This window comes from Limosilactobacillus reuteri (assembly GCF_034259105.1).
In the GTDB taxonomy this organism is placed as follows: Bacteria; Bacillota; Bacilli; order Lactobacillales; family Lactobacillaceae; genus Limosilactobacillus; species Limosilactobacillus reuteri_G.
On the sequence record NZ_CP139478.1, the window covers coordinates 853,943 to 877,853 of the forward strand.

Here is a 23,911-nt window from a genome sequence, read left to right on the forward strand (position 1 = left end):
TGTAACAGGATTTAACATATTTAAAAATCACAAAGTAGACCAATATTTTATCAGTTTTCCCTTAATTTTCCCTTATGCGGGATTAGGGCTCTTCGTCAAGAAGTACTGATGAGAAAATAAAATAATTTTACTAAGCAGCTTGTGCCTGGACTTTGGCATGAGCTGTTTGTTTAGTGCGCCCGGCATGGGTATTAGCTAGGTGGTGAAAGTCCGCTATGGGCCGTAGTAGTCGGAACCATGAGCTGAGGACAAGGGTGTCCACCGTGAGGTGGAATCTGAAGGAAGTCTAAGGCAAAGTACTGCATCGATGAACAAGAAGTAGCTATAAGGCTGGAATTAACTGGATAAGGCTGCTAGACAAGTTGAAGTCCAATACTACTCGAAGTTGGTCTCAGTAAAGCTAACGATGACATGGTACGAAAGCTAATATTCTTACCCGGGGTGATCTGGCCTACACGTTTCCGACAAGAGGAATAAGTTTAATTTCCACAGAAACAAGCGGTGCAGTGATGCAGTGTTGAGTAAGCCAGAAGTCAGCCGAGGTCATAGTAGTTTGAATAATCAGATGAAGGACTGAACGACAATAACTTGTAACTTATATCGGAGGTGTAATCAGGTGCGACAATCGCAGAAAACAGAACAACAAGCTGACCGCTTGTCGAGGATAGGTTTGGAAAACCGAAAGTACACAAGGGCGCGTAGTACCGGTTATGGTGAAGGTAAAGGTATGAGTGTCACTATCCAAGACCTGGTCTTGGATCGCAATAACCTTAATCAGGCTTATTTGCGAGTTAAGAGAAATAAAGGAGCAGCAGGCGTTGACGATATGACAGTCAATGACCTTCTGCCATATCTCAGAGAAAATAAGACGGAACTGATCGCTAGTTTGCGTGAGGGCAAGTATAAACCAGCTCCAGTCAAACGGGTAGAAATTCCGAAGCCTAATGGTGGAGTAAGAAGACTTGGAATACCAACGGTGGTGGACCGAATGGTTCAACAAGCTGTAGCCCAAATTCTTACGCCTATCTTTGAGCGTATTTTCTCTGATAATAGCTTTGGCTTCCGTCCCCACCGTGGGGCCCATGACGCTATTTCAAAAGTAGTAGATCTTTATAATCAAGGTTATCGAAGAGTTGTCGACTTAGACCTAAAAGCCTATTTTGATAACGTTAATCATGACTTGATGATTAAGTATCTCCAACAATATATTGATGACCCATGGACACTAAGACTCATTCGTAAGTTTCTAACTAGCGGAGTCTTAGACCATGGGCTTTTCGCTAAGAGTGAAAAAGGAACCCCACAAGGAGGGCCATTGTCACCACTACTGGCGAACATCTATCTAAATGAGTTGGACGAAGAGTTGACTAGACGTGGTCACCACTTTGTGCGCTATGCGGATGATTGTAACATCTATGTTAAAAGTCAACGAGCCGGAGAACGAGTAATGCGAAGCATTACCCAGTTTCTAGAAAAGCGCTTGAAAGTTAAAGTGAACCCAGATAAAACCAAAGTCGGTAGCCCGCTACGGTTGAAGTTTCTTGGCTTTTCGTTGGGTGTAGACCACAATGGGGCCTACGCCCGTCCAGCTAAGCAATCGCAACAACGAGTAAAGAAAGCACTGAAGTTATTAACTAAACGTAATCGTGGAATATCTCTGACAAGAATGTTTGAAGAAATTCATCGAAAAATGCGTGGGTGGCTTCAGTACTACTCAATTGGGAAACTAACTAACTTTATTCAACGCCTTGACAAGTGGTTGAGGGTCCGAATAAGGCAGTATATTTGGAAGCAATGGAAAAAGTTTAAAACTAAGGTAACTAACTTACAGAAGTTGGGGCTGTCCCAGCGTGATGCATATGTCTTCGCTAGTACCCGAAAGGGCTACTGGCGAACTGCACATAGTAAGACCTTGAGCTATTCTCTAACTAATAGAAAACTGGAACAACTCGGACTTATGAATATGTCCAAGACGCTCCAGTCAATTCAATGTGATTAAGTTGTCGAACCGCCGTATACGGAACCGTACGTACGGTGGTGTGAGAGGTCGATAATTGAACTAATCAATTATCTCCTACTCGATTTTCTCCGGTTTATTGCAATGTAGGTATTTGGTAATGCAAGGAGGATTCTAATTCGGAAATTAAAGAAATTACGAAAGCCATAAGCAGTTCGTTTAATAACTTTAATTTTATTGTTAGTTCCTTCAACGGGACCATTTGTATAGGTATCATATTTAAAACTATTGTAAATTTCTTGTTTATGTCTGCGAAGAGTACGCTGAACTTTTTGCAGTGCTTGGGGAAGCTGCGTCCATTTAATCGCGAGTAAGTTTTTTAATTCTTTCTTGCTACGATGAGCAATCACCAGAATTAAGTTTTGATAGTATTCATAAGCCCTTTTTAGTTCATTATCAAAGCTTAGAAGACGATGAATGACTTCCACATCGGTTAATTGAGCGTAACTAAAGTTACGCCTTGACCAATAATTATCATATTTAAGCTCATTAGCAGGCGTTAGGAGTAATTTCCAAAAGTGCTTAAGTGCACGCCATTTATGAATGCCAGCACCGGCACGATTCATTACTTGGATCCTAATTTTGTTAAATGCACGATATGCTTGAGCAACAATATGAAAATGATCAGCGATAATTAAAGCCTGGGGGAAAAGCTCATGAATCAAATGGCGGTAAGGAGTGTACAAGTCAACCGTTACTGTTTGAACTGCTAAGCGTGCTGAACGGTCATATCGAAGAAAGTATTTTCGCAGATAGCTATTTTTACGTGACAAGATAATATCAAGCGTCCGCTTATTTTCAATATTCATTAGAATCATACTCATTCCGCTGGGGGCAAAGCGACCAGACTTAAAATCATCAAAGGCAATATGGCGAGGTAACCAATGATAGTTAGGCTTGAAAACTGATCAAGATTTGTAATGACTCGTCTAATTGTCCAGTCAGAGACATTTAATTCTTTGGCTAAATCACTTTGTGATTCGTTTTTTGTTAGAAGCATCATTGCCCGTTGTTTTATCGCTAAAGAGATATGATTACGATAATGAATATCTTCAACGGCTGCTAATTTAGTAACCACTTCAGGACAAGAAGAAGAAGCTTTACAGATATATTTTTGCTTTTTAATCGACCAGATTGTTGGCTTAAAGTGAAGCTCTGGTCCCAAGCAATTAACTGTTTTATAGCCATTTTTACACATTAAGTGTCCATATTTTGGGCAATGCATGGGGTAAGTTTGAATAAGATGGACAATGATTTGATTAGGTTGATCTTCAATTGGGTTATCAAAATTCTTTTCATCTAGTTTGAGGTAAGGATCTTTAATTCCTAAGATAGTTTTGATAGAATTGTTCATGAAAGATGGTCCTTTCTTAGCGAAGACGGGGTCCAACCATCTTTCGCTTTTTTATTTTAAATTTTAAACAAATAAAGCCCTGATGTTAAATCCATCAGTACTTAAAATTGTAAAGCCGGGATTTTAAGGGAAAGGTAGAATATTAGTCTACTTTTCTTTTAAATATTAAAATTCATTAAGTTATCAAATAGATTTGCGGTTTCGCGTTTCCTATACCAATATCAGATTTTTTGTTTTCAAACTAAAAAGAGGCTCGCCCTCTAATACAATAAAATCGCCAAATCACATAGAAAAGAAGGTACCCCCATAAATAATAATACAAGGACTCTCCTCGATTTAACAGATTCTCATTCAAATTTTTTCATCATTCGATTAAACATGGTGGGTTTTTATACTCGCTCAATACTGCAGGCTTCACCAAATTAGCGTATCATAGATAATGTAATCGCTATTATTTGAGGAGAAAATAAATATGCAAAATAAAGATGCTTGTACATCAATCATGGTCGGTAAAAAGGCTTCTCTCGACGGTGCTAATTATATTGCTCGTAATGAAGATCGCGTAAAAGCAATTGAACCCAAGCGATTTTTAGTAAAACCGGCAGTAAAAGGACGCCACAAAACCTACGTATCACCTTACAATAAAGTAACTGTAGCCTTGCCGGAAGAGGGAATGCGTTATACTTCTACGCCTACCCTTGATCAAACAGCAGGACCTAATGAAGAAGATGGAATTAATGAAGCAAATATGGCAGCTTCCTTTACTGAGAGTGTTTATGCAAACGATCGGGTGTTAGCATATGATCCATACGTAAAAAATGGCCTGGCAGAAGACTCACTTTGTACTTTAGTATTACCGTATATTCATTCTGCCCGTGAAGGAGTTGAATATACTGGAAAATTAATTGCTGAATTGGGTTCTGCTGAGGGAAACGGAATGCAATTTGCAGATGCAGATGAGATTTGGTATATGGAAGTAGTAACTGGTCACCAATGGGTTGCAGTTCGGATTCCTGATGATTGTTATGCTGTTACTCCTAACCAGGTAGCGATTGAAGATATTGATTTTGACGATCCTGATAATTATATGTGGGCCGATGGAATTCAAGAGTTTGTTGAAGAATACCAATTAAACCCTGACCATGACCGGTGGGATTTCCGCCATATTTTTGGTACTAGTACACAAAAAGACCGTCACTACAATACACCGCGGACCTGGTTTGCTCAACGTTACCTTAGTCCTAATGCTTCATTAGGCCAACGTCCCGAAGATTCTGAAATGCCATTTATTCGTAAGGCTGAATTTAAGATTGCTAATGAAGACATCCAATATGTTTTAAAATCGCATTTTAATGAGACACCTTACGATCCAATGGGGGATGCTCCTGAACGTAAGACTTACCGGGCTATCTCTTTATCACGGACGGCCCAATCACATATTTTACAAGTGCGCAATCTGAATAAATATAAAACAAGTATTCATTGGATTGAATTAGGGGTCCCAGCCTTTAACCCTTATGTTCCGTTTTTTGCTAATGCTGACGATACTGATGAATCATATCGAAACGTACCGGAAAAAATGAACTTAGAGTCTGCATTCTGGTTAAATGAAGCCTTAGCAGAGGTTGTTGAAAGTCATTATCAAGAATTTATGGAAAAAGATGAAGACTACCAAAAGGAGCTAAATGAATGGGCACGCCGTAAAATTGCGCAGGTTGATAAAGAAGCAGCTAGTCTTGAAAGGCAGGCATTAACTGATTATCTAACTGGGCAAAATCATGAAATAGCTACCCATTATAATGAACGAACAAAGGCACTCTTCTTTGAATTATTAACTGAAGGCTGTGAGCTTTCAAAGATGTCATTTAAGATGGATCCCAACCTTTAAGCGACTTTGAATATTGACATTTTTCTCTTTGCTATTAAAATATAATTAATATAAAATGAGAGAAGGATGAAAATGAGACTTCAAGCAACCTATGAACGACATTATCTAGTAGAAGTTTTTACAAAATTGGGATTTAACCAGGATGACAGTCAATTATTAGCAGACACTTTAGTTGATGCGGATTTACGTGGGATCTCATCTCATGGAATTCAACGATTAGCATGGTATCGCCGGATGATTAAAGAGGGAACGATTATTCCCCAAAATAAGGCTAAAATCATTCGTGAGTTACCAGGCTCTGTCCTCGTTGACGCTAACCAAAATATGGGACAGCTCGCGACGGTTTTAGCGACTCAAAAAATAATTGAAAAGGCTAAGAAAACAGGGGTAGCAATTGCGGTTATTCGCAATTCTAATCACTTCGGCACCGCTGGTTACTATACAAGATTAGCGTTAGAAGCTGGATTGGTAGGAGTCGCCCTTACTAACACTCGTCCCTTGGTAGTCCCAACTAATGCTACTCAGGCTTTTCTTGGGTCTAATGCCTTTGCGTTTGGCTTTCCTGCTTCTCCACATCCATTTATGTTTGATGGTGCTACTTGTGTTGTTTCCGGTGGAAAAATTCAAGTTCATGCTAAAAAAGGCGAACCGTTGCCAGGTGAATGGGCAGTTGATAAAGATCGGCAGGTAGTAACTGATGCGCAAGAGGCAGAAGATATTCTTGCCACCGCGGCCTTTACTGAAGGGGAACAAAAAGGTGGAGGAGTTCTCACTCTTGGCGGAAATGATGAGGAAAATTCTAATTATAAGGGGATGGGAAACTCGATTGTAATTGAATTATTGACGGGTATTTTAGCCCAAGGATCTATCTCTGCCGATACTGTTAGTGGCAAACATGATTTTAGCCAATTTGTAATGGTTCTTAATCCAGCATTCTTTGGTGATCCAGAGGTATTGAAGAAAGATGCCACATCAATGTTAAATCGAATTCGTCAGCTTGAACATATTCCTGGTAAAGAAATTTGGGTACCCGGTGATCGTGAGTACCGTTTATTAGCAGAAAATAAAGAAAAAGGTGTCACGATTGATGAAAAGACCTATCAAGAAATGAAAGAAATAGGAACTGAACTTGGTATTGATGTTCCTTAATAATTGATAAACTCTTCAAATTCTGATAAGCGAAAGTGGTACACTGAACATATGAGGAAAAAGGAGCATCTTAAATGGAAGATCGAGAATTAGTAATGTTTTGGCTCGCAGGTGATCATAAGTTAGCAATTCGAAAGGGGCTTACTTCGGCAATTTTAGCGAGTGAACTTAGAAAAAAGGGTTATAAAGATAAATTAATAGAAGACTTTCTTGATGATTTTGCACGTGACTTGAAAAATGATCAAAAATAGATATAAAAAAAGCTCCCAACGTTATTAACGCTGAGAGTTTTTTAGTAGCACAATAGTCTATCGTTTATTTATAAGATATGGCTTAATTATTACCTTGTAACTTTGCCATACCATTCTTAGCAACTTCTTCCAATTGCTTAGCAGAGTCGGCCATAGCCTTCTTTTCACGGTCATTAAGTGGAACTTCGATAACCTTTGCAACACCAGAAGCATTTACAACAGCTGGAGTACCAATGTAAAGGTCGTTAAGTCCGTATTCACCGTTCATTGGGGCACCGATAGGGAGAACAGAATTTTCATCACGAAGAATAGCCTTTGAAATCCGCATTAAAGCAGTGGCAACACCATAGAAGGTAGCACCTTTGCGGTTAATGATTTCGTATGCCTTGTTACGAACATCATCTTCAATCTTAAGTAATTCATCTTCTGAAATACCTTCATCCTTAGCGATATCAAGTAATGGCTTGCCACCAACAGTAGCACTTGAGTAAGCAGCAAATTCGGAATCACCGTGTTCACCCATAATGTTAGCAATAACATCACGAGGGTCAACATGAAGCTTCTTACCAAGAGCAACCCGAAGACGTGCGGAATCAAGTGAAGTACCTGAACCAACAACCTTGTTCTTAGGGAAGCCAGAAAGCTTTTGAACAGCATAGGTAAGGATATCAACTGGGTTAGCTGCAACTAAGAAGATTCCGTCAAAACCAGACTTAACGATTGGTTCTACAACGGACTTAATGATCTTCAAGTTCTTGTCAACTAATTGAAGACGAGTTTCACCAGGCTTTTGTGGAGCACCAGCAGTAATAACAACTAAATCAGCATCTTTGCAAGTGTCGTAATCTGCTGAGTAGATATTCTTAGGAGCGGTGAAGGCAGTAGCGTCTTCAAGGTCCATTGCGTCCCCTTCAGTCCGTTCCTTAATAATATCAACAATAGCAAATTCTTCAGCAATTCCTTGTTGTGCCATTGCGAAGGCGTAACTTGAACCGACAGCACCGTCACCAACAAGAACAACTTTTTGATGATTCTTAGACATAATAAACAGTCTCCCTTTCATCTTATGTATACATTATTTGAGATTTCTCTCACAGTAATGATTATAACATTCCGCAGAAAAATTACTATAAGATTTTATAGATAAATTAGTTAGTAAATAAGCCTGCTCCTAAGATAATGACTGCTAAAAGGATCGCTGGCCAAAGTAAAACATGAATTAATGTCCCGATTAATAAAATAAGAAGGATCAGGCCAATGAACTTAACCGTTAAAATCCCAATCTTCCATAGTAACCAGCAGATAAGAATAGCAATTAAGAGACTCACTATTGTAATCACCTTTCTTTAAAGTATTTTGAACATAAGTATAGCATTTTTTTGAAAATTAAAGTTTAAACATAGATTAAACTTTGGAACGTTGGTGACCTGTGCTAAAATATACCTATCTAGGGAGATTAATTTAAAATTGATCAGGAATAATAATAGAGGAGGTGGTTACCATTCTGAATCGAACTAAGCAGTTTATGCGCGACAATGATTTAATGTATAAAAAAGAGTACATTCGGCCAATGATGACACCCCAACACGTATATGTGTTCCGCTTTGGTAAACACAGACTAAATAATCGGGTAATTGTTCGTTATTCCCATACTTGGACCGGACGATTAAAAATTAACGAGATTGATGTTCGGTTGCATCACCAACATCATCCCCGTATTTTCTTGACTGAGTCCGACTTAATCGATTACTTAAGTCATCATTTAGAAAAAGAAAAGAAACGCGAACAAGAACGACCACATATTAGTAAAGTTGATAATGAAAATGATTAGGCTTTATTAAGTTGGTATTTATCGTGACCATTTACTTTTATTGTGGTCACGATTTTATTATTTAAGGAGGTCATTAAATGGATTGGACAGCAATAAAGGTAATAACTTCTAGTGAGGCTGTTGAAGCAGTTAGCTATATTTTGACGGATATGGGAGCACAAGGCGTTCAAATTGAAGATGCCGCTGATTTTGCAAACTTACATGAGGGAAAGTATGGGGACCACGGTGAATTTATTGATCCATCATCAATTCCGCATCGAAAAAATGGCGCAGCAGTATCTGGATATTTTCCTCAAAACGTATTTGTTCCTGAACTATTGCCAACTATCCATCAACGAGTAGCAAAATTAAGGGATTACGGCCTGAATCCAGGAGAAAATGATGTCTCAGCAGCGACCGTCGATAATCAACAATGGGCAACGGTTTGGCAAAAATATTATCACCCATTAAGAGTAACGGATCAGTTAACGATTGTTCCGCAATGGGAAGAATATGAGCCAGCAGATCCTAAAGAAAAATTAATCTTTCTTGATCCAGGAATGGCTTTTGGTACCGGGACTCATCCAACTACTCGTTTAATGCTGGAGGCCCTTGAAAAAACAATTGTTGGTAATGAATATGTAATCGATGTCGGGACAGGTTCTGGTGTTTTAAGTATTGCTGCCAAGCACTTAGGGGCAGGAAAAGTTGATGCTTATGATATTGATGAAGTAGCAGTCAACTCAGCAAAAAAGAATCTTGCACTAAACCCGATCGCTAAAGATGTTAAAGTTGGCGTAAATAGCTTGTTAGATGGGATCCATACCCAGGCAGACTTGATTGTTGCTAATATTCTTGCGGAAATCATCGTGCCTCTTATTCCTCAAGCATATGAAAATCTTAAGCCAGGTGGCAAATTCCTTGTTTCTGGAATTATCGATGATAAGGCTTCGTTGATTCGTCAAAAGTTGCAAGAGCAAGGATTTATAATTGACGATGAACAGCAGATGAAGGACTGGCACGGAATGATTACCCACAAGCCAATCGAGGTGAAATAAATGCAACGCTATTTTGTTAATGTAACTCCAGCTGATGAAGTAACATTGCCATCTGAAGCAGCCCACCACTTGTTAAAGGTAATGCGCGCAGAGGTTGGAACAAGTGTTGAGCTTGTATTAGCCGACCACTGTGTTTACCTTGCGACTCTTAGTACTACAGAACCAACGGCGACATTAAAAATCAATCAGAAGTTAGATGCTGATAGTGAATTGCCAGTTTCGGTAACGCTTGCCTGCGGAATTCCAAAGACTAAAGAGAAACCAGAATTAATTGTTCAAAAGGCAACTGAATTGGGGGCAGACAAAATTGTTTTCTTCGATGCTGCTCGCTCCATTAGTCATTGGCAGGGAAATAAGCAGAAACGAAAGATCGAACGTCTGCAAAAAATAGCTGAATCAGCAGCAGAACAATCCCATCGAAATAAAATTCCGCAGGTTGAATACAGTGCAAATCTTGATCAATTGTTAGCCGATTATCCCGCTACCAAACGGATAGTTGCTTGGGAAGAATCAGCTAAACAGGGTGAAATAAGTGCTTTAGCGCAACAATTTAATGCCCTTAACCCAGGAGACTCGCTCCTTGCCATTTTTGGTCCAGAAGGTGGATTAACGGAAAATGAAATTGCTAAAATGAATGAAGTTGGCGTGGTAGCAGCAGGTTTAGGACCACGAATTTTGCGGACCGAAACGGCGCCTTTATATTTCATGGCGGCTATTTCATATGCAATGGAATTGTCATAATGTAGCTGGCCTACTTATGGTAAAATAAAGAACAGCTTTAATCGGTAATTTAAAACTGAATATAGGTGTTGAGAGAGAATGAATTTTATGAAAAAAGCATGGGAACATTTAGATAAACCATTATGGCTAGCCAGTATTTTAATTGGTATGGTATTGACGCTTGTTGTCGATAAACTTCCATTTGTTACGCGGGTAGTAATGGTAGAGATTGTCTTAATCCTTATTAATGGTATTTTTAGTATTTGGTCCGGTTATTGGATTTATAAGCACCAGCGAAAATGGGGCGAGTTGTTCATTTTTCCAATCCTTTACTTGATAACTGCATATTTCTTTATGCCACAATATACTTATTATTTTGCCCTTGCTTACTTAGTGCTTGCATACTTATCATGGGCAATGCGTCAACAAAAGTAATTGAAAGGAGGTCGCCCGATGTCAAAAGAAAGAGAATTGACACATGAAGATGTTCAAAAGATAGTTAGTTCTTATATGAATGAAGAACACGTTGCTTTAGTTGAAAAAGCATATCATTTTGCTGAAGTGGCTCACCATGACCAACGACGTAAATCTGGGGAACCATATATCATTCATCCTATTCAAGTGGCAGGAATCCTTGCTAATCTTCATATGGATCCAGAAACAGTTTGTGCAGGATATTTACATGATATTGTGGAAGATACTGGAGCAACTTTGGATGATATTAAAGAACTCTTTGGACCAACTATCGCAATGATTGTTGATGGTGATACAAAGCTCGGTAAGATTCGTTACAAATCAAATAAAGAACAAATGGCTGCCACTCATCGTAAACTATTACTTGCAATGTCAAAGGATATTCGGGTAATGATTGTCAAACTTGCGGACCGCCTTCATAATATGCGCACTCTTAAGCATTTGCAACCTGATAAACAGCGCCGGATCTCAAATGAAACCCTGGAAATTTATGCGCCAATTGCAGATCGGTTGGGTATCAGTACTATTAAATGGGAACTAGAAGATCTGTCATTACGGTATTTAAATCCACAACAATATTATCGAATTGTTCATTTGATGAATTCACGGCGCGATCAGCGGGTTGACTATATTGATGAGTCAATTAAGTTAATAAAAAAGGCAATTGCGGATTTAGATTTAGGACCAAACGTTGAAATTTATGGTCGCCCTAAGCATATTTATTCTGTCTACCGTAAAATGGTTACTCAGCATAAGCAATTTAGCCAAATATATGATCTCCTCGCGGTTCGAATTGTCGTTGACTCAATTCGTGACTGTTATGCTGCCCTTGGAGCTATCCATACTAATTGGAAGCCAATGCCTGGACGGTTTAAGGATTATATTGCAATGCCTAAGACTAACGGGTACCAATCCTTGCATACAACAATTATTGGACCAGAAGGACGACCATTAGAAGTGCAGATACGGACTCACAAGATGCATGAAATTGCTGAATATGGGGTTGCTGCTCACTGGGCATACAAAGAAGGTAAGACTAATGGAATCCAACAAACTCAGGATAGTCAAAAGCTAAATATCGTCAAAGAAATCCTTGAATTACGAAGTGAAAGTCAAGGCACAGATGAATTTATGCAGGGGATTCAGAGTGATATATTTACTGATAAGGTCTATGCATTTACCCCTAAAGGTGACGTAATTGAAATGCCTAAGGGATCTGGACCACTTGATATGGCTTACCAAATTCATACTGAAGTTGGTAATCATACAACTGGAGCTAAAGTAAATGGACGGATCGTACCCCTTGACTATGAGATCAAAAATGGTGACATTGTTGATATTTTGACTTCATCATCATCAGCTGGGCCAAGTCGTGATTGGTTTGATTTGGTTTCAACACGGCGGGCTCGTAATAAGATTCGCCAATTCTTCCGTGCACATGATCGAGAAAAGAACATTGAAGAAGGAAAACAACTTCTTGAAAACGAACTCCGTGAAGCAGGATATTCGCCAGCAGAGTTAATGACTGATGAAAAATGTGAGGAAGTTGCTCAAGAGACTCATTACAATAGTAGTGATGATATGTTTGCGGCCTTAGGATTTGGTGACTTGGCTCCCGTTGGTATTAGAAATCGTTTTACTGCTGATATCCGTCAGCAAGTTGAAAGCGACCGCCAACAAGCAGCAGAAAAAGCTGTACTAGAAGACCACCAGACTCTTGAGAAGCCAAATGAACGTGAAAAACAAAAGCAGGCTAAAGCATCTAGTGAGGGCGTAGTTGTTGAAGGAGTTGACAATCTCCTTGTCCGCTTAAGCCATTGTTGTAGTCCAATCCCAGGAGATGCTATTACTGGCTACATTACAAAGGGACGGGGAGTATCGGTTCACCGGGATGATTGTCCGAATATTAAAGCTGCCCGTAAGAATGGCGAACGAATTGTTAGTGTATATTGGGCAAATCCTAATGGCGACAAAACAAACTACAATGCTGACTTGGAAGTTCAGGGATACAATCGAAATGGCTTATTAAATGATGTTTTACGTTCAGTAAATAACAGTACTCGCTTCTTAAATTCAGTTAACGGAAAAGTTGACCATAACAAGATGGTAACAATTAGTTTGATTATTGGAGTGCGTAATTTACGACAGTTGCAATTAATCATGGACGGTTTAAAAAACATTCCAGATGTTTACGTTGTCAAAAGAATTATTCGATAGGAGGATGCTTGTGCGAGTTGTTTTACAAAAAGTAAATCATGCAGCAGTTTCAATTGATGATGAAGTTGTTGGTAAAATTGGCCTTGGCTATTTTCTCTTAGTCGGTTTTGCTCCAGATGATACCGAAGAAAAATTAGACTACTTAGTACATAAAATTACTAATCTTCGTGTTTTTGAGGATGAAAACGGTAAGATGAATAAGGGACTACGGGATGTTAATGGTGCAATTTTATCAGTCTCCCAATTTACCCTTTATGCTGACACTAAGCATGGAAATCGTCCTGGATTTTCACAGGCGGCTAGTCCTGAGATTGCTGAACCGTTATATGATCTTTTTAATCAAAAATTAGCTGCTACTGGTATTTCTGTTGAGACCGGACACTTTGGAGCGATGATGAAAATTGATCTGGAAAATGATGGTCCAACAACGATTATTTATGAACGCTAAAAAGTAAAGAGACATTGAGAGTGGGAAATAACCTCCTCGACAAGGCGGTTGGCTAAGCTAAGACGATGATTAGCACGGCACGGGCTGATTATCGTTCGTACTGGTGCGCCCGGCATGGGTATTAGCTAGGTGGTGAAAGTCAACTATGGGTCGTAGTAGTCGGAACCATGAGCTGAGGACAAGGGTGTCCACCGTGAGGTGGAATCTGAAGGAAGTCTAAGGCAAAGTACTGCATCGATGAACAAGAAGTAGCTATAAGGCTGAAATTAACTGGATAAGGCTGCTAGACAAGTTGAAGTCCAATACTACTCGAAGTTGGTCTCAGTAAAGCTAACGATGACATGGTACGAAAGCTAATATTCTTACCCGGGGAGATCTGGCCTACACGTTTCCGACAAGAGGAATAAGTTTAATTTCCACAGAAACAAGCGGTGCAGTGATGCAGTGTTGAGTAAGCCAGAAGTCAGCCGAGGTCATAGTAGTTTGAATAATCAGATGAAGGACTGAACGACAATAACTTGTAACTTATATCGGAGGTGTAATCAGGTGCGACAATCGCAGAAAACAGAACAACAAGCTGACCGCTTGTCGAGGATAGGTTTGGAAAACCGAAAGTACACAAGGGCGCGTAGTACCGGTTATGGTGAAGGTAAAGGTATGAGTGTCACTATCCAAGACCTGGTCTTGGATCGCAATAACCTTAATCAGGCTTATTTGCAAGTTAAGAGAAATAAAGGAGCAGCAGGCGTTGACGATATGACAGTCAATGACCTTCTGCCATATCTCAGAGAAAATAAGACGGAACTGATCGCTAGTTTGCGTGAGGGCAAGTATAAACCAGCTCCAGTCAAACGGGTAGAAATTCCGAAGCCTAATGGTGGAGTAAGAAGACTTGGAATACCAACGGTGGTGGACCGAATGGTTCAACAAGCTGTAGCCCAAATTCTTACGCCTATCTTTGAGCGTATTTTCTCTGATAATAGCTTTGGCTTCCGTCCCCACCGTGGGGCCCATGACGCTATTTCAAAAGTAGTAGATCTTTATAATCAAGGTTATCGAAGAGTTGTCGACTTAGACCTAAAAGCCTATTTTGATAACGTTAATCATGACTTGATGATTAAGTATCTCCAACAATATATTGATGACCCATGGACACTAAGACTCATTCGTAAGTTTCTAACTAGCGGAGTCTTAGACCATGGGCTTTTCGCTAAGAGTGAAAAAGGAACCCCACAAGGAGGGCCATTGTCACCACTACTGGCGAACATCTATCTAAATGAGTTGGACGAAGAGTTGACTAGACGTGGTCACCACTTTGTGCGCTATGCGGATGATTGTAACATCTATGTTAAAAGTCAACGAGCCGGAGAACGAGTAATGCGAAGCATTACCCAGTTTCTAGAAAAGCGCTTGAAAGTTAAAGTGAACCCAGATAAAACCAAAGTCGGTAGCCCGCTACGGTTGAAGTTTCTTGGCTTTTCGTTGGGTGTAGACCACAATGGGGCCTACGCCCGTCCAGCTAAGCAATCGCAACAACGAGTAAAGAAAGCACTGAAGTTATTAACTAAACGTAATCGTGGAATATCTCTGACAAGAATGTTTGAAGAAATTCATCGAAAAATGCGTGGGTGGCTTCAGTACTACTCAATTGGGAAACTAACTAACTTTATTCAACGCCTTGACAAGTGGTTGAGGGTCCGAATAAGGCAGTATATTTGGAAGCAATGGAAAAAGTTTAAAACTAAGGTAACTAACTTACAGAAGTTGGGGCTGCCCCAGCATGATGCGTATGTCTTCGCTAGTACCCGAAAGGGCTACTGGCGAACTGCACATAGTAAGACCTTGAGCTATTCTCTAACTAATAGAAAACTGGAACAACTCGGACTTATGAATATGTCCAAGACGCTCCAGTCAATTCAATGTGATTAAGTTGTCGAACCGCCGTATACGGAACCGTACGTACGGTGGTGTGAGAGGTCGATAATTGAACTAATCAATTATCTCCTACTCGATTGCGCCCGGCATGGGTATTAACTAGGTGGTGAAAGACAACTATGGGTCGTAGTAGTCGGGACCATGAGCCAAGGACAAGGGTGTCCACTGCGGGGTGGAATCTGAAGGAAGTCTAAAGCAAAGTACTGCACCGATGAACAAGAAGTAGCTATAAGGCTGAAATTATCTGGATGAAACTGCAATTCAAGTTGAAGTCAAATACTACTCGAAGCTAATTTCAGTAAAGCTAACGGTGACATGGTACGAAAGTTAATATTCTTACCCGGGGAGGCCTGACCTACACGTTTCCGACAAGAGGAAATAAGATAGCTTTCCACAAAGCAGTTGAGGCTGGGAGAAAACAAAAGTTTCTGGCTCTTCGTCAAGAAGTACTGATGAGAAAATAAAATAATTTTACTAAGCAGCTTGTGCCTGGACTTTGGCATGAGCTGTTTGTTTATTTCTCCAGTTTATTGCAATGTAGGTATTTGGTAATGCAAGGAGGATTCTAATTCGGAAATTAAAGAAATTACGAAAGCCATAAGCAGTTCGTTTAATAACTTTAATTTTATTGTTAGTTCCTTCAACGGGACCATTTGTATAGGTATCATATTTAAAACTATTGTAAATTTCTTGTTTATGTCTGCGAAGAGTACGCTGAACTTTTTGCAGTGCTTGGGGAAGCTGCGTCCATTTAATCGCGAGTAAGTTTTTTAATTCTTTCTTACTACGATGAGCAATCACCAGAATTAAGTTTTGATAGTATTCATAAGCTCTTTTTAGTTCATTATCAAAGCTTAGAAGACGATGAATGACTTCAACATCAGTTAATTGAGCGTAACTAAAGTTACGCCTTGACCAATAATTATCATATTTAAGCTCATTAGCAGGCGTTAGGAGTAATTTCCAAAAGTGCTTAAGTGCACGCCATTTATGAGTGCCAGCACCGGCACGATTCATTACTTGGATCCTAATTTTGTTAAATGCACGATATGCTTGAGCAACAATATGAAAATGATCAGCGATAATTAAAGCGTGGGGGAAAAGCTCATGAATCAAATGGCGGTAAGGAGTGTACAAGTCAACCGTTACTGTTTGAACTGCTAAGCGTGCTGAACGGTCATATCGAAGAAAGTATTTTCGCAGATAGCTATTTTTACGTGACAAGATAATATCAAGCGTCCGCTTATTTTCAATATTCATTAGAATCATACTCATTCCGCTGGGGGCAAAGCGACCAGACTTAAAATCATCAAAGGCAATATGGCGAGGTAACCAATGATAGTTAGGCTTAAAAAACTGATCAAGATTTGTAATGACTCGTCTAATTGTCCAGTCAGAGACATTTAATTCTTTGGCTAAATCACTTTGTGATTCGTTTTTTGTTAGAAGCATCATTGCCCGTTGTTTTATCGCTAAAGAGATATGATTACGATAATGAATATCTTCAACGGCTGCTAATTTAGTAACCACTTCAGGACAAGAAGAAGAAGCTTTACAGATATATTTTTGCTTTTTAATCGACCAGATTGTTGGCTTAAAGTGAAGCTCTGGTCCCAAGCAATTAACTGTTTTATAGCCATTTTTACACATTAAGTGTCCACATTTTGGGCAATGCATGGGGTAAGTTTGAATAAGATGGACAATGATTTGATTAGGTTGATCTTCAATTGGGTTATCAAAATTCTTTTCATCTAGTTTGAGGTAAGGATCTTTAATTCCTAAGATAGTTTTGATAGAATTGTTCATGAAAGATGGTCCTTTCTTAGCGAAGACGGGGTCCAACCATCTTTCGCTTTTTTATTTTAAATTTTAAACAAATAAAGCCCCTAAATTTCAAGAATAAGTTAGCCACTGGACTCAAATAAATAATACTGACCAATTGATTATTGGTTGATGGAGCTGTGATATCTCTTGGTAGAAGGCCTTACGATAGATATCCATTGACGAATGTCCATTAAACATAGCTCGTGGATAGTGATTCATCCAATCATTAGTCGCTATGATCTGAGCACTACTATAGTTATTTATAGCTTCACCTTTGGTAATCTCCTTGCGGAGAAACCGGTTATTGATCTCATTGGATCCACGTTCCCAAGGGGAATACGGATCAGCATAGAAAACATGATCGTGAACTTGTGTTAACTCACTAAATTCTGAACCGTTGTCAGAGGTTATTGTCTTAAAGATGCGATAGTAAGCATCTGTGCCCATTTTCTGGCGTAAATTTATAAAGAACTGATTTACTGCATGCGCAGTTTTACCAGCAATTTTACTCGTGATATTAACTCGTGAAAGGCGATCAGTCATTACTAGTACAACACTGTCATTACCGTTTTTCTGTCCCTGAACTGTATCTAGTTCCCAATGGCCAATTTCGGACCGTTGGTCCGCAGTTTGAGGTCGTTGAGCAATATTAGGCCCTAAGCACCTTTTAGCTTGCGGATGAGTTCGATGATGCTTACGTTTAGGTTTTTCAAAGAGGTCTAAATTGGACGTACGAAGCACACCCTCATTAATCCATTGATATAAAGTTACAACCGACTTTGGGATCAGGGTGCCATCATTCATTAAATCTCGAGCCTTATAAATAACCGCTTGTGGGGAGTAATGGTGGTCGTCAAACTCACCAAGCATTAGCTGATCAGCTAATCGTAAAAATTGCTTTGAAGAATAATATAAGCGACGACGACCAGAATGGCGGTGATGTTCAAGATATGTGGCCTGACCAGCTTCATAACTATAGATGTAGTAAGAATATTCGTAAATCTTACCATTAGATTTTTGACGACGAAGTTGGCGGACCGTACCACGGTTGAGCTCGTTATTAATTGTTTGATGATTAACTCCTAATTGGCGACCAATTGCGCGATTGGAAAGTCCTTGCGACTTTAAAGTCGCAATCATCACACGTTCTTCTTTAGTAAGATGAGCATTCTTTTTATGAGTAGTCAATAAACTAGTAGACATGGTATCATTTAAGTGCGTCATTTGACGGACATCCTTTCATATAGGTTTGGTTCACTTAATATGATACCTGATGTCACGCCGAATGGCGTTTTTTATTTACCACCAACTGGGTGGCTAACTTCATTCTATAATCCACCAACAAATAAAGCCCTGATGTTAAATCCATCAGTACTTAAAATTGTAAAGCCAGTTTTCTCCCAGCCTCATTTAGTATTGACTTAAAATTTGATCGACTGCCCCACCATAGCTTTCGCCAAATAAGATTAAATGCATGCATAGGTAATAGAAACGATACCATGAAAGACGTTCATCTAGCTGATCATCAAATGGAAAGATGCTGCTATATGCCTGGTAAAAACTATTATCGAAACCGCCAAAAACAGTTGTCATGGCTAAATCAAATTCACGATCCCCAAATAATGCATCTGGATCGATTAAGTATGGTTTATGATCGCCAGCAAATAAGAAGTTGCCGGCCCATAAATCACCATGAAGAAGACTAGGGATAACTTCATGGTGTTGGTAGTAATCAGTAAATTTATTAACCATTTGTTGGTAATGTTCTTGCCGCCATTTATTCCATCGTCCACGTTGGCTTGCCACTTTTACTTCTGGCTCTAGTCGCTGATTAATATAAAAATCAAGCCAGCTTGAGTTCCAAGAATTGTCTTTTACGAGGGCCTTGGTTTGATGATTGTCCATAAAGCCGAATTCATCATTATGCTGTTGGTGCATTTTGGCAACGGCTAATCCCAGGTCAGCTTGATTACCCCAAGTCTCATCAAGCCAGTTTAAAATTAAATAGGCATTCCCGTCGATTTCACCATGGTAAAGCGGGGTTGGGGTATTAATGACCTTACCGATAGCTTTGAGACCATTAATTTCATGATTAAAATAATCTTGTGAATGGTTAGGTTGAACCTTTATAAAGTACCTATTTCCATCAGTAGTTGTGGCTTGATATGCTAAATTAATATCACCACCACTGACTGGTTTAACAGAAGTGAGATTTTTTAATGGAAGGCGCTTAAACCATGCTGTATTTGGACTTTCCAATTGATGTTCCTCCTTTATTAAATTACTTTATTTATACCATTTTTAGACAAGTGTTGTTAAATAAAGTTGATTTATAAGGCACCAATTAACCTTAGTATTGACATTTATGAGGGTATCGAGTAAGGTAAAAATGTAAATTAAAGATATTAATAGCTGTTGATAAAGAATGCTCGGGTACTTGAAATTATCAGCGATTGGAGAAAGGTGAGAGCTCCAAATATTTCAGTCTCGATTGACCCTTTTGAAGCTGGGCGATATGCTCCGTCGTTTAGGCGTTATTTTTGAGTGATACCAAGGTGGTACCGTGCATTTGCACCCTTGTAATTTCAAGGGTGCTTTTTATTTAAACTGTTATTAAAAATTGAAAGAGGTAAGCGGAGAATGAAGAGAACGAATTATGCTGGGGATACAAATGAACAGCAAGTTGGACAAGAAGTTGTCTTAAAGGGTTGGGTAGCTAAGCGTCGTAACCTAGGTGGACTTATCTTTATTGATTTATGGGATCGGGAAGGAATTGTTCAACTAGTATTCAACGAAAAGGAAAATCCAGAAGCATTTGAAATTGCAAATGCGGTTCGTAACCAATATGTTCTTGAGGTTCAAGGAAAAGTTCAATTACGGGCAGAAAAAGAAATTAATCCAGATATGAAGACTGGAAAAGTCGAAGTAGCTGTTGATAAGGTTAAGGTATTAGCAAAATCAGAAACAACACCATTTGACATTACTGATGGTGTTGATGCTTCTGAAGACTTACGAATGAAGTACCGTTACCTTGATTTACGGCGGCCAGAAATGATGCGTAATTTGAAGTTGCGGAGTAAGGTTGCTTCAATTGTGCACAATTACTATGATAATGAAGGGTTTATGGATGTTGAAACCCCTGATTTAACACGGTCAACACCAGAAGGAGCACGTGACTATATTGTTCCATCACGTGTTTACCCTGGTCATTTCTATGCTTTACCACAATCACCACAATTATTTAAGCAATTGTTAATGGCAGCCGGAGTTGATAAGTATTATCAATTGGCACGTTGTTTCCGGGATGAAGACCTTCGTGGTGACCGTCAACCAGAATTTACGCAAATTGATACTGAAATGAGTTTTGCAACTCCTGAAGATATCCAAACAGTTACAGAAGGTTTAATTAAGCGGGTAATGAAGGGAATCGTGGGGGTAGATGTTAAGACCCCATTTCCACGGATGGAATGGCAAGAAGCCATGGACAAGTACGGTTCCGATAAGCCTGATACCCGTTTTGGGATGTTGATTCATGACCTTTCTGATATTGTAAAGGATAGTTCATTTAAGGTCTTTGCCAATACTGTTGCTGATGGTAATTATGTTCGTGCAATTCGCGTTCCTGGTGGAGCAGACAAGTATTCCCGAAAAGATATTTCTAAGTATGAAGAATACATTAAGCGTTTTGGTGCAAAGGGCCTTGCATGGGTTAAGGTAACTGCTGATGGTTACAATGGTCCAGTTGCTAAGTTCTTAAATGATCAAGTTGCCCAAATCAATAAAGAAATGGATGCCAAAGAAGGGGACTTAATCCTCTTTGTTGCTGGTAGTTTCCACGTTGTATCAGATTCACTTGGCTACCTTCGTCGGGCAATCGCTGAAGAGCTAGATATGATTAAGCCTGACCAATGGAACTACTTATGGGTTGTTAATTGGCCAATGTTTGAATATGATGAAGGCTTTGGAAAGTGGATTGCCGCTCACCACCCATTTACGATGCTAAATGAAGAAGACTTACATTATCTTGAAGATGGGGAAGATCCTCATAAAGCTCATGCTCAAAGTTACGATATTATCTTGAATGGTAACGAGATCGGTGGGGGATCAATTCGTATCCACGATCCAAAGATTCAAGAAAAAGTTCTCAAAGCTCTTGGATATACAAAGGAACGTGCAGAAGCTCGCTTTGGATTCTTACTTAAGGCCTTAACAATGGGAATGCCACCTGAGGGAGGACTTGCCTTTGGTTTGGACCGATGGGTTATGTTACTAGCTCAAGCTGATAGTATTCGGGATGTTATTCCATTCCCTAAGAACTCGAAGGCAGTTGAACCATTAACGGCAGCTCCAGGCAAAGTTAGTGAACAACAACTTGATGATCTTAAAATTGAATTTGATGAAAAAATTGATTACAAGCTCGATCAAGATCCAGATGAACAATAAATAAAACAAAAATAATCCTCGTGAAAAGGTACTTGAAGTGTACTGTTCACGAGGATTATTTTATTTCAAAATCTTCTTCAAAAAGTCTTGTGCCCGGGGGCTAGTAGGGTGGGCAAAAAATTCCTCTGGATCTCCAGTTTCCTGAATATACCCATCTGCCATGAACCAGATTTGGTCTGCTACTTCACGAGCAAACCCCATCTCATGAGTAACAACCACCATTGTCATTCCCGATTCAGCTAAATCGCGCATTACTTTTAGTACCTCATCAACCATTTCAGGATCAAGGGCACTCGTTGGTTCGTCAAAGAGCATTACTGCTGGACTCATCGCAAGGGCCCGGGCAATTGCAACCCGTTGTTTTTGCCCTCCTGACAGTTGATTCGGATATTGTTGAGCCTTATCGCTTAAACCAACTTTTTCTAGTAGTTCCATCGCAGTTTTAGTTGCTTCTTTTTCATTGATATTTTTAACTTTAACTGGTGCAATTGTGATATTTTTAAGGACTGTCATATTAGGAAAAAGATTGAAGCTTTGAAAAACCATTCCCATCTTTTCTCGCAATTGGTCGAGTTTTTTATCACTTAAGCCAATCATATTCTGTCCTTCAAAAAGAACTTGTCCGCTTGTTGGTTGTTCGAGTGCATTTAAGCAACGGAGAAAAGTACTTTTACCTGCTCCTGAAGGGCCAATCACACAAACTACTTGGCCCTTATCAACATGTTCGGAAATATCTTTTAAGACAATATTATTTTTGAATTTTTTCTGTAAGTTTTTAATTTCAATCATTTTAGTGGGCATGTTTCATTCTCCCTTCAAAGTAAAGCAAAATCCTGGATAGTGTAAATGTGAGGATAAAGTAGATGATCATTGTGATGAATAGAGGTAAAACTCCTTTATAAGTTGCTGATTGCACTAATTGTGTTTGATACATCAATTCGGAAACACCAATCACAGAAACTAATGAACTATCTTTTAATAAAGTAATAAGCTCATTTCCTAATGCTGGCCAAATATTTTTAAGTGCTTGGGGCATAATCACATATCTGAATGTTTTGCTTTTACTCATCCCCAAGCTTCGAGCAGCTTCTGTTTGTCCAAGTGGAATGGATTGGATCCCAGAACGAATAATTTCAGCAACGTAGGCACCGGAATTTAGTGAAACGGCAATAATCCCAGCGAGGAGGGCCGGAAGTGATTGAATAATTGCGCCAATCCCAAAGTAAACAAACATGATTTGAACCATCATTGGCGTACCCCGAAGAAATTCAATGTAGCAAACAGCAATTGAATGTAAGAATTTGTTCTTTGAAAGCCGCATTAGTGCAAAGAGAGTTCCTAATAGGAAACCAAAAATAACAGAGACAACTGTAATGATTAATGTATATTTAATCCCTTTAGCAAAGTAACGCCAATAGCTAAGAACAGTATTTTGTTTTTTATAGCTCTTCATGTATTGTGAGGCTTCAGGAATCCATTTTTTATTAATTAGTTGTTCTTTATTAACTTTTTTAATTGTCTGGTTGGCGGCATTGACTAACGAGGTATCACCTTTAGGAAAGGCCATGGCAATTCCGCCAGCAGTATTTGGCAATTTCGAATTAAAGGCATAAAGATTTGAATTGTTGGCAGCATAGGCTTTAGCAGTAGCAGCATCCATTAAAATCCCATCATATTTATGAGATTGAAGTCCAATGACTAAGGAAGAAAGTTTAGCAAGCCCTTTGCCGTTTGCTTTAGGCATTTCCTTTGAAATCAGGGTTGATTGGAGTGTACCGTTTTGTGCTCCCACATTTTTCCCATTAAAACTTTTGACATTAACTAGCTTATCTTTATCTCCTTTATTAATTAAGAAGTAACTATCGCCGGAATAATATGTATTTGAGAAGTCAACGCTCTTTTTTCGTTCAGCTGTAACGTTCATTCCCGAAATAATAGCATCAATTTTACCTGTTTCCAGCGCAACTAGAAGTGAGTCAAAGTCCATGTTTTTAATAACTAGTTTTACTCCCAAGTCTTTAGCAAATTGTTTAGCAAGGGAAACCTCAAAACCGACATATTTAGTTTTTCCATTTTCTTTGGTTGTGAATTCGTAGGGTGGATAATCAGCACTCATTCCCACAACCAATGTTCCTTTTTGTTTAATCTTTTGCACTGAATCATTACTAGCGACTTGCGATGGATTATTGGCTGATGAAGAGCTAGTTGAACTGCTCTCGTTAGCAGCTAATGCAGTAATAGGTGTACATAATATCGGAAACGCAATTACCGTTAGCAGTAATAAATGTTTAAAACCTTTCATAGTTAATAACTCCTTTGAGAA

Annotated in this window: 19 protein-coding genes and 1 pseudogene; 12 read left to right on the top strand and 8 right to left on the bottom strand. The window is 39.2% G+C overall.

Translation table 11 applies throughout. From position 1 onward, the window contains the following. The first annotated feature begins 616 nt into the window (after window positions 1-616). Window positions 617-1,999: a group II intron reverse transcriptase/maturase gene (gene ltrA, locus SH603_RS05110; RefSeq protein ID WP_321534165.1), complete on the top strand. Its 1,383-nt coding sequence runs from the start codon at window positions 617-619 to the stop codon at window positions 1,997-1,999. Window positions 2,000-2,067: 68 nt separating this feature from the next. Here the strand turns inward: ltrA (SH603_RS05110) and SH603_RS05115 are convergent. Next, window positions 2,068-3,371: pseudogene (locus SH603_RS05115) on the bottom strand (ISL3 family transposase). Between the two features lie 472 nt (window positions 3,372-3,843). Here SH603_RS05115 and SH603_RS05120 point away from each other — a divergent pair. From SH603_RS05120 to SH603_RS05130, 3 genes are all read left to right on the top strand, one after another. Then, window positions 3,844-5,259, top strand: coding sequence for a C69 family dipeptidase (locus tag SH603_RS05120; protein WP_321534166.1), 1,416 nt, complete (start codon window positions 3,844-3,846; stop codon window positions 5,257-5,259). A gap of 72 nt (window positions 5,260-5,331) precedes the next feature. Beyond that, a complete protein-coding gene (locus SH603_RS05125) occupies window positions 5,332-6,408 on the top strand; it encodes an Ldh family oxidoreductase (protein ID WP_169473253.1) in 1,077 nt (358 codons plus the stop codon). 74 nt (window positions 6,409-6,482) lie between these two features. After that, on the top strand, window positions 6,483-6,659 hold the full coding sequence (locus SH603_RS05130; RefSeq protein ID WP_003671106.1) for a hypothetical protein: 177 nt from the start codon (window positions 6,483-6,485) through the stop codon (window positions 6,657-6,659). Window positions 6,660-6,741: 82 nt separating this feature from the next. Here SH603_RS05130 and SH603_RS05135 read toward each other — a convergent pair whose 3' ends face one another. Together SH603_RS05135 and SH603_RS05140 are read right to left on the bottom strand one after the other, a co-directional pair. Continuing rightward, on the bottom strand, window positions 6,742-7,701 hold the full coding sequence (locus SH603_RS05135; protein WP_003665815.1) for an L-lactate dehydrogenase: 960 nt from the start codon (window positions 7,699-7,701) through the stop codon (window positions 6,742-6,744). Window positions 7,702-7,807: 106 nt separating this feature from the next. Then, window positions 7,808-7,987 carry a hypothetical protein gene (locus tag SH603_RS05140; protein ID WP_020843065.1) on the bottom strand — a complete coding sequence of 60 codons (180 nt, stop codon included), beginning with the start codon at window positions 7,985-7,987 and terminating at the stop codon, window positions 7,808-7,810. 197 nt (window positions 7,988-8,184) lie between these two features. Here SH603_RS05140 and SH603_RS05145 point away from each other — a divergent pair, with 197 nt between their 5' ends. The 7 genes from SH603_RS05145 to ltrA (SH603_RS05175) all read left to right on the top strand — a co-directional run bounded on the left by SH603_RS05145 (window position 8,185) and on the right by ltrA (SH603_RS05175) (window position 15,315). Further along, on the top strand, window positions 8,185-8,490 hold the full coding sequence (locus SH603_RS05145; RefSeq protein ID WP_003668153.1) for a hypothetical protein: 306 nt from the start codon (window positions 8,185-8,187) through the stop codon (window positions 8,488-8,490). A 77-nt stretch (window positions 8,491-8,567) separates the two neighbouring features. Continuing rightward, the gene (gene prmA / locus SH603_RS05150) at window positions 8,568-9,527 is read left to right on the top strand and encodes a 50S ribosomal protein L11 methyltransferase (RefSeq protein WP_169473255.1); all 960 of its coding nucleotides are present in this window, start codon (window positions 8,568-8,570) and stop codon (window positions 9,525-9,527) included. Beyond that, entirely contained in the window at window positions 9,528-10,268 is a 741-nt protein-coding gene (locus SH603_RS05155; RefSeq protein ID WP_169471552.1) for a 16S rRNA (uracil(1498)-N(3))-methyltransferase, read from the top strand. 87 nt (window positions 10,269-10,355) lie between these two features. Beyond that, complete coding sequence (locus tag SH603_RS05160; RefSeq protein ID WP_321534167.1) at window positions 10,356-10,682, top strand: hypothetical protein; 327 nt, start codon at window positions 10,356-10,358, stop codon at window positions 10,680-10,682. 18 nt (window positions 10,683-10,700) lie between these two features. Next, a complete protein-coding gene (locus tag SH603_RS05165) occupies window positions 10,701-12,938 on the top strand; it encodes a bifunctional (p)ppGpp synthetase/guanosine-3',5'-bis(diphosphate) 3'-pyrophosphohydrolase (RefSeq protein WP_321534168.1) in 2,238 nt (745 codons plus the stop codon). Between the two features lie 10 nt (window positions 12,939-12,948). Further along, complete coding sequence (gene dtd / locus SH603_RS05170) at window positions 12,949-13,386, top strand: D-aminoacyl-tRNA deacylase (protein ID WP_169471550.1); 438 nt, start codon at window positions 12,949-12,951, stop codon at window positions 13,384-13,386. 546 nt (window positions 13,387-13,932) lie between these two features. Beyond that, on the top strand, window positions 13,933-15,315 hold the full coding sequence (gene ltrA / locus SH603_RS05175) for a group II intron reverse transcriptase/maturase (protein WP_321534169.1): 1,383 nt from the start codon (window positions 13,933-13,935) through the stop codon (window positions 15,313-15,315). A gap of 480 nt (window positions 15,316-15,795) precedes the next feature. On the opposite strand, the gene SH603_RS05180 is transcribed toward ltrA (SH603_RS05175), so the two are convergent. The 3 genes from SH603_RS05180 to SH603_RS05190 all read right to left on the bottom strand — a co-directional run bounded on the left by SH603_RS05180 (window position 15,796) and on the right by SH603_RS05190 (window position 19,404). Next, entirely contained in the window at window positions 15,796-17,127 is a 1,332-nt protein-coding gene (locus SH603_RS05180) for an ISL3 family transposase (RefSeq protein WP_094128766.1), read from the bottom strand. Between the two features lie 111 nt (window positions 17,128-17,238). Next, window positions 17,239-18,369: an IS30 family transposase gene (locus SH603_RS05185; RefSeq protein WP_013923736.1), complete on the bottom strand. Its 1,131-nt coding sequence runs from the start codon at window positions 18,367-18,369 to the stop codon at window positions 17,239-17,241. A gap of 186 nt (window positions 18,370-18,555) precedes the next feature. Next, a complete protein-coding gene (locus tag SH603_RS05190) occupies window positions 18,556-19,404 on the bottom strand; it encodes a fructosamine kinase family protein (protein WP_169470845.1) in 849 nt (282 codons plus the stop codon). Between the two features lie 381 nt (window positions 19,405-19,785). Here SH603_RS05190 and aspS point away from each other — a divergent pair, with 381 nt between their 5' ends. Further along, entirely contained in the window at window positions 19,786-21,588 is a 1,803-nt protein-coding gene (aspS, locus tag SH603_RS05195; RefSeq protein WP_321534170.1) for an aspartate--tRNA ligase, read from the top strand. 60 nt (window positions 21,589-21,648) lie between these two features. Here the strand turns inward: aspS and SH603_RS05200 are convergent, their stop codons facing one another. Together SH603_RS05200 and SH603_RS05205 are read right to left on the bottom strand one after the other, a co-directional pair. After that, entirely contained in the window at window positions 21,649-22,389 is a 741-nt protein-coding gene (locus tag SH603_RS05200) for an amino acid ABC transporter ATP-binding protein (protein ID WP_321534171.1), read from the bottom strand. Further along, a complete protein-coding gene (locus SH603_RS05205) occupies window positions 22,379-23,890 on the bottom strand; it encodes an ABC transporter substrate-binding protein/permease (protein WP_321534172.1) in 1,512 nt (503 codons plus the stop codon). The genes SH603_RS05200 and SH603_RS05205 overlap by 11 nt, the downstream gene beginning before the upstream one ends. Window positions 23,891-23,911: the final 21 nt, after the last annotated feature.

What these genes read in the sequence shown, in the direction of transcription:
- SH603_RS05120 (WP_321534166.1), top strand. Translation starts at nt 3,844, where the DNA reads ATGCAAAATAAAGATGCTTGTACATCAATCATGGTCGGTAAAAAGGCT.
- SH603_RS05125 (WP_169473253.1), top strand. Translation starts at nt 5,332, where the DNA reads ATGAGACTTCAAGCAACCTATGAACGACATTATCTAGTAGAAGTTTTT.
- SH603_RS05130 (WP_003671106.1), top strand. Translation starts at nt 6,483, where the DNA reads ATGGAAGATCGAGAATTAGTAATGTTTTGGCTCGCAGGTGATCATAAG.
- SH603_RS05135 (WP_003665815.1), bottom strand. Translation starts at nt 7,701, where the DNA reads ATGTCTAAGAATCATCAAAAAGTTGTTCTTGTTGGTGACGGTGCTGTC.
- SH603_RS05145 (WP_003668153.1), top strand. Translation starts at nt 8,185, where the DNA reads ATGCGCGACAATGATTTAATGTATAAAAAAGAGTACATTCGGCCAATG.
- prmA (WP_169473255.1), top strand. Translation starts at nt 8,568, where the DNA reads ATGGATTGGACAGCAATAAAGGTAATAACTTCTAGTGAGGCTGTTGAA.
- SH603_RS05155 (WP_169471552.1), top strand. Translation starts at nt 9,528, where the DNA reads ATGCAACGCTATTTTGTTAATGTAACTCCAGCTGATGAAGTAACATTG.
- SH603_RS05160 (WP_321534167.1), top strand. Translation starts at nt 10,356, where the DNA reads ATGAAAAAAGCATGGGAACATTTAGATAAACCATTATGGCTAGCCAGT.
- SH603_RS05165 (WP_321534168.1), top strand. Translation starts at nt 10,701, where the DNA reads ATGTCAAAAGAAAGAGAATTGACACATGAAGATGTTCAAAAGATAGTT.
- SH603_RS05180 (WP_094128766.1), bottom strand. Translation starts at nt 17,127, where the DNA reads ATGAACAATTCTATCAAAACTATCTTAGGAATTAAAGATCCTTACCTC.
- SH603_RS05185 (WP_013923736.1), bottom strand. Translation starts at nt 18,369, where the DNA reads ATGACGCACTTAAATGATACCATGTCTACTAGTTTATTGACTACTCAT.
- aspS (WP_321534170.1), top strand. Translation starts at nt 19,786, where the DNA reads ATGAAGAGAACGAATTATGCTGGGGATACAAATGAACAGCAAGTTGGA.
- SH603_RS05200 (WP_321534171.1), bottom strand. Translation starts at nt 22,389, where the DNA reads ATGCCCACTAAAATGATTGAAATTAAAAACTTACAGAAAAAATTCAAA.
- SH603_RS05205 (WP_321534172.1), bottom strand. Translation starts at nt 23,890, where the DNA reads ATGAAAGGTTTTAAACATTTATTACTGCTAACGGTAATTGCGTTTCCG.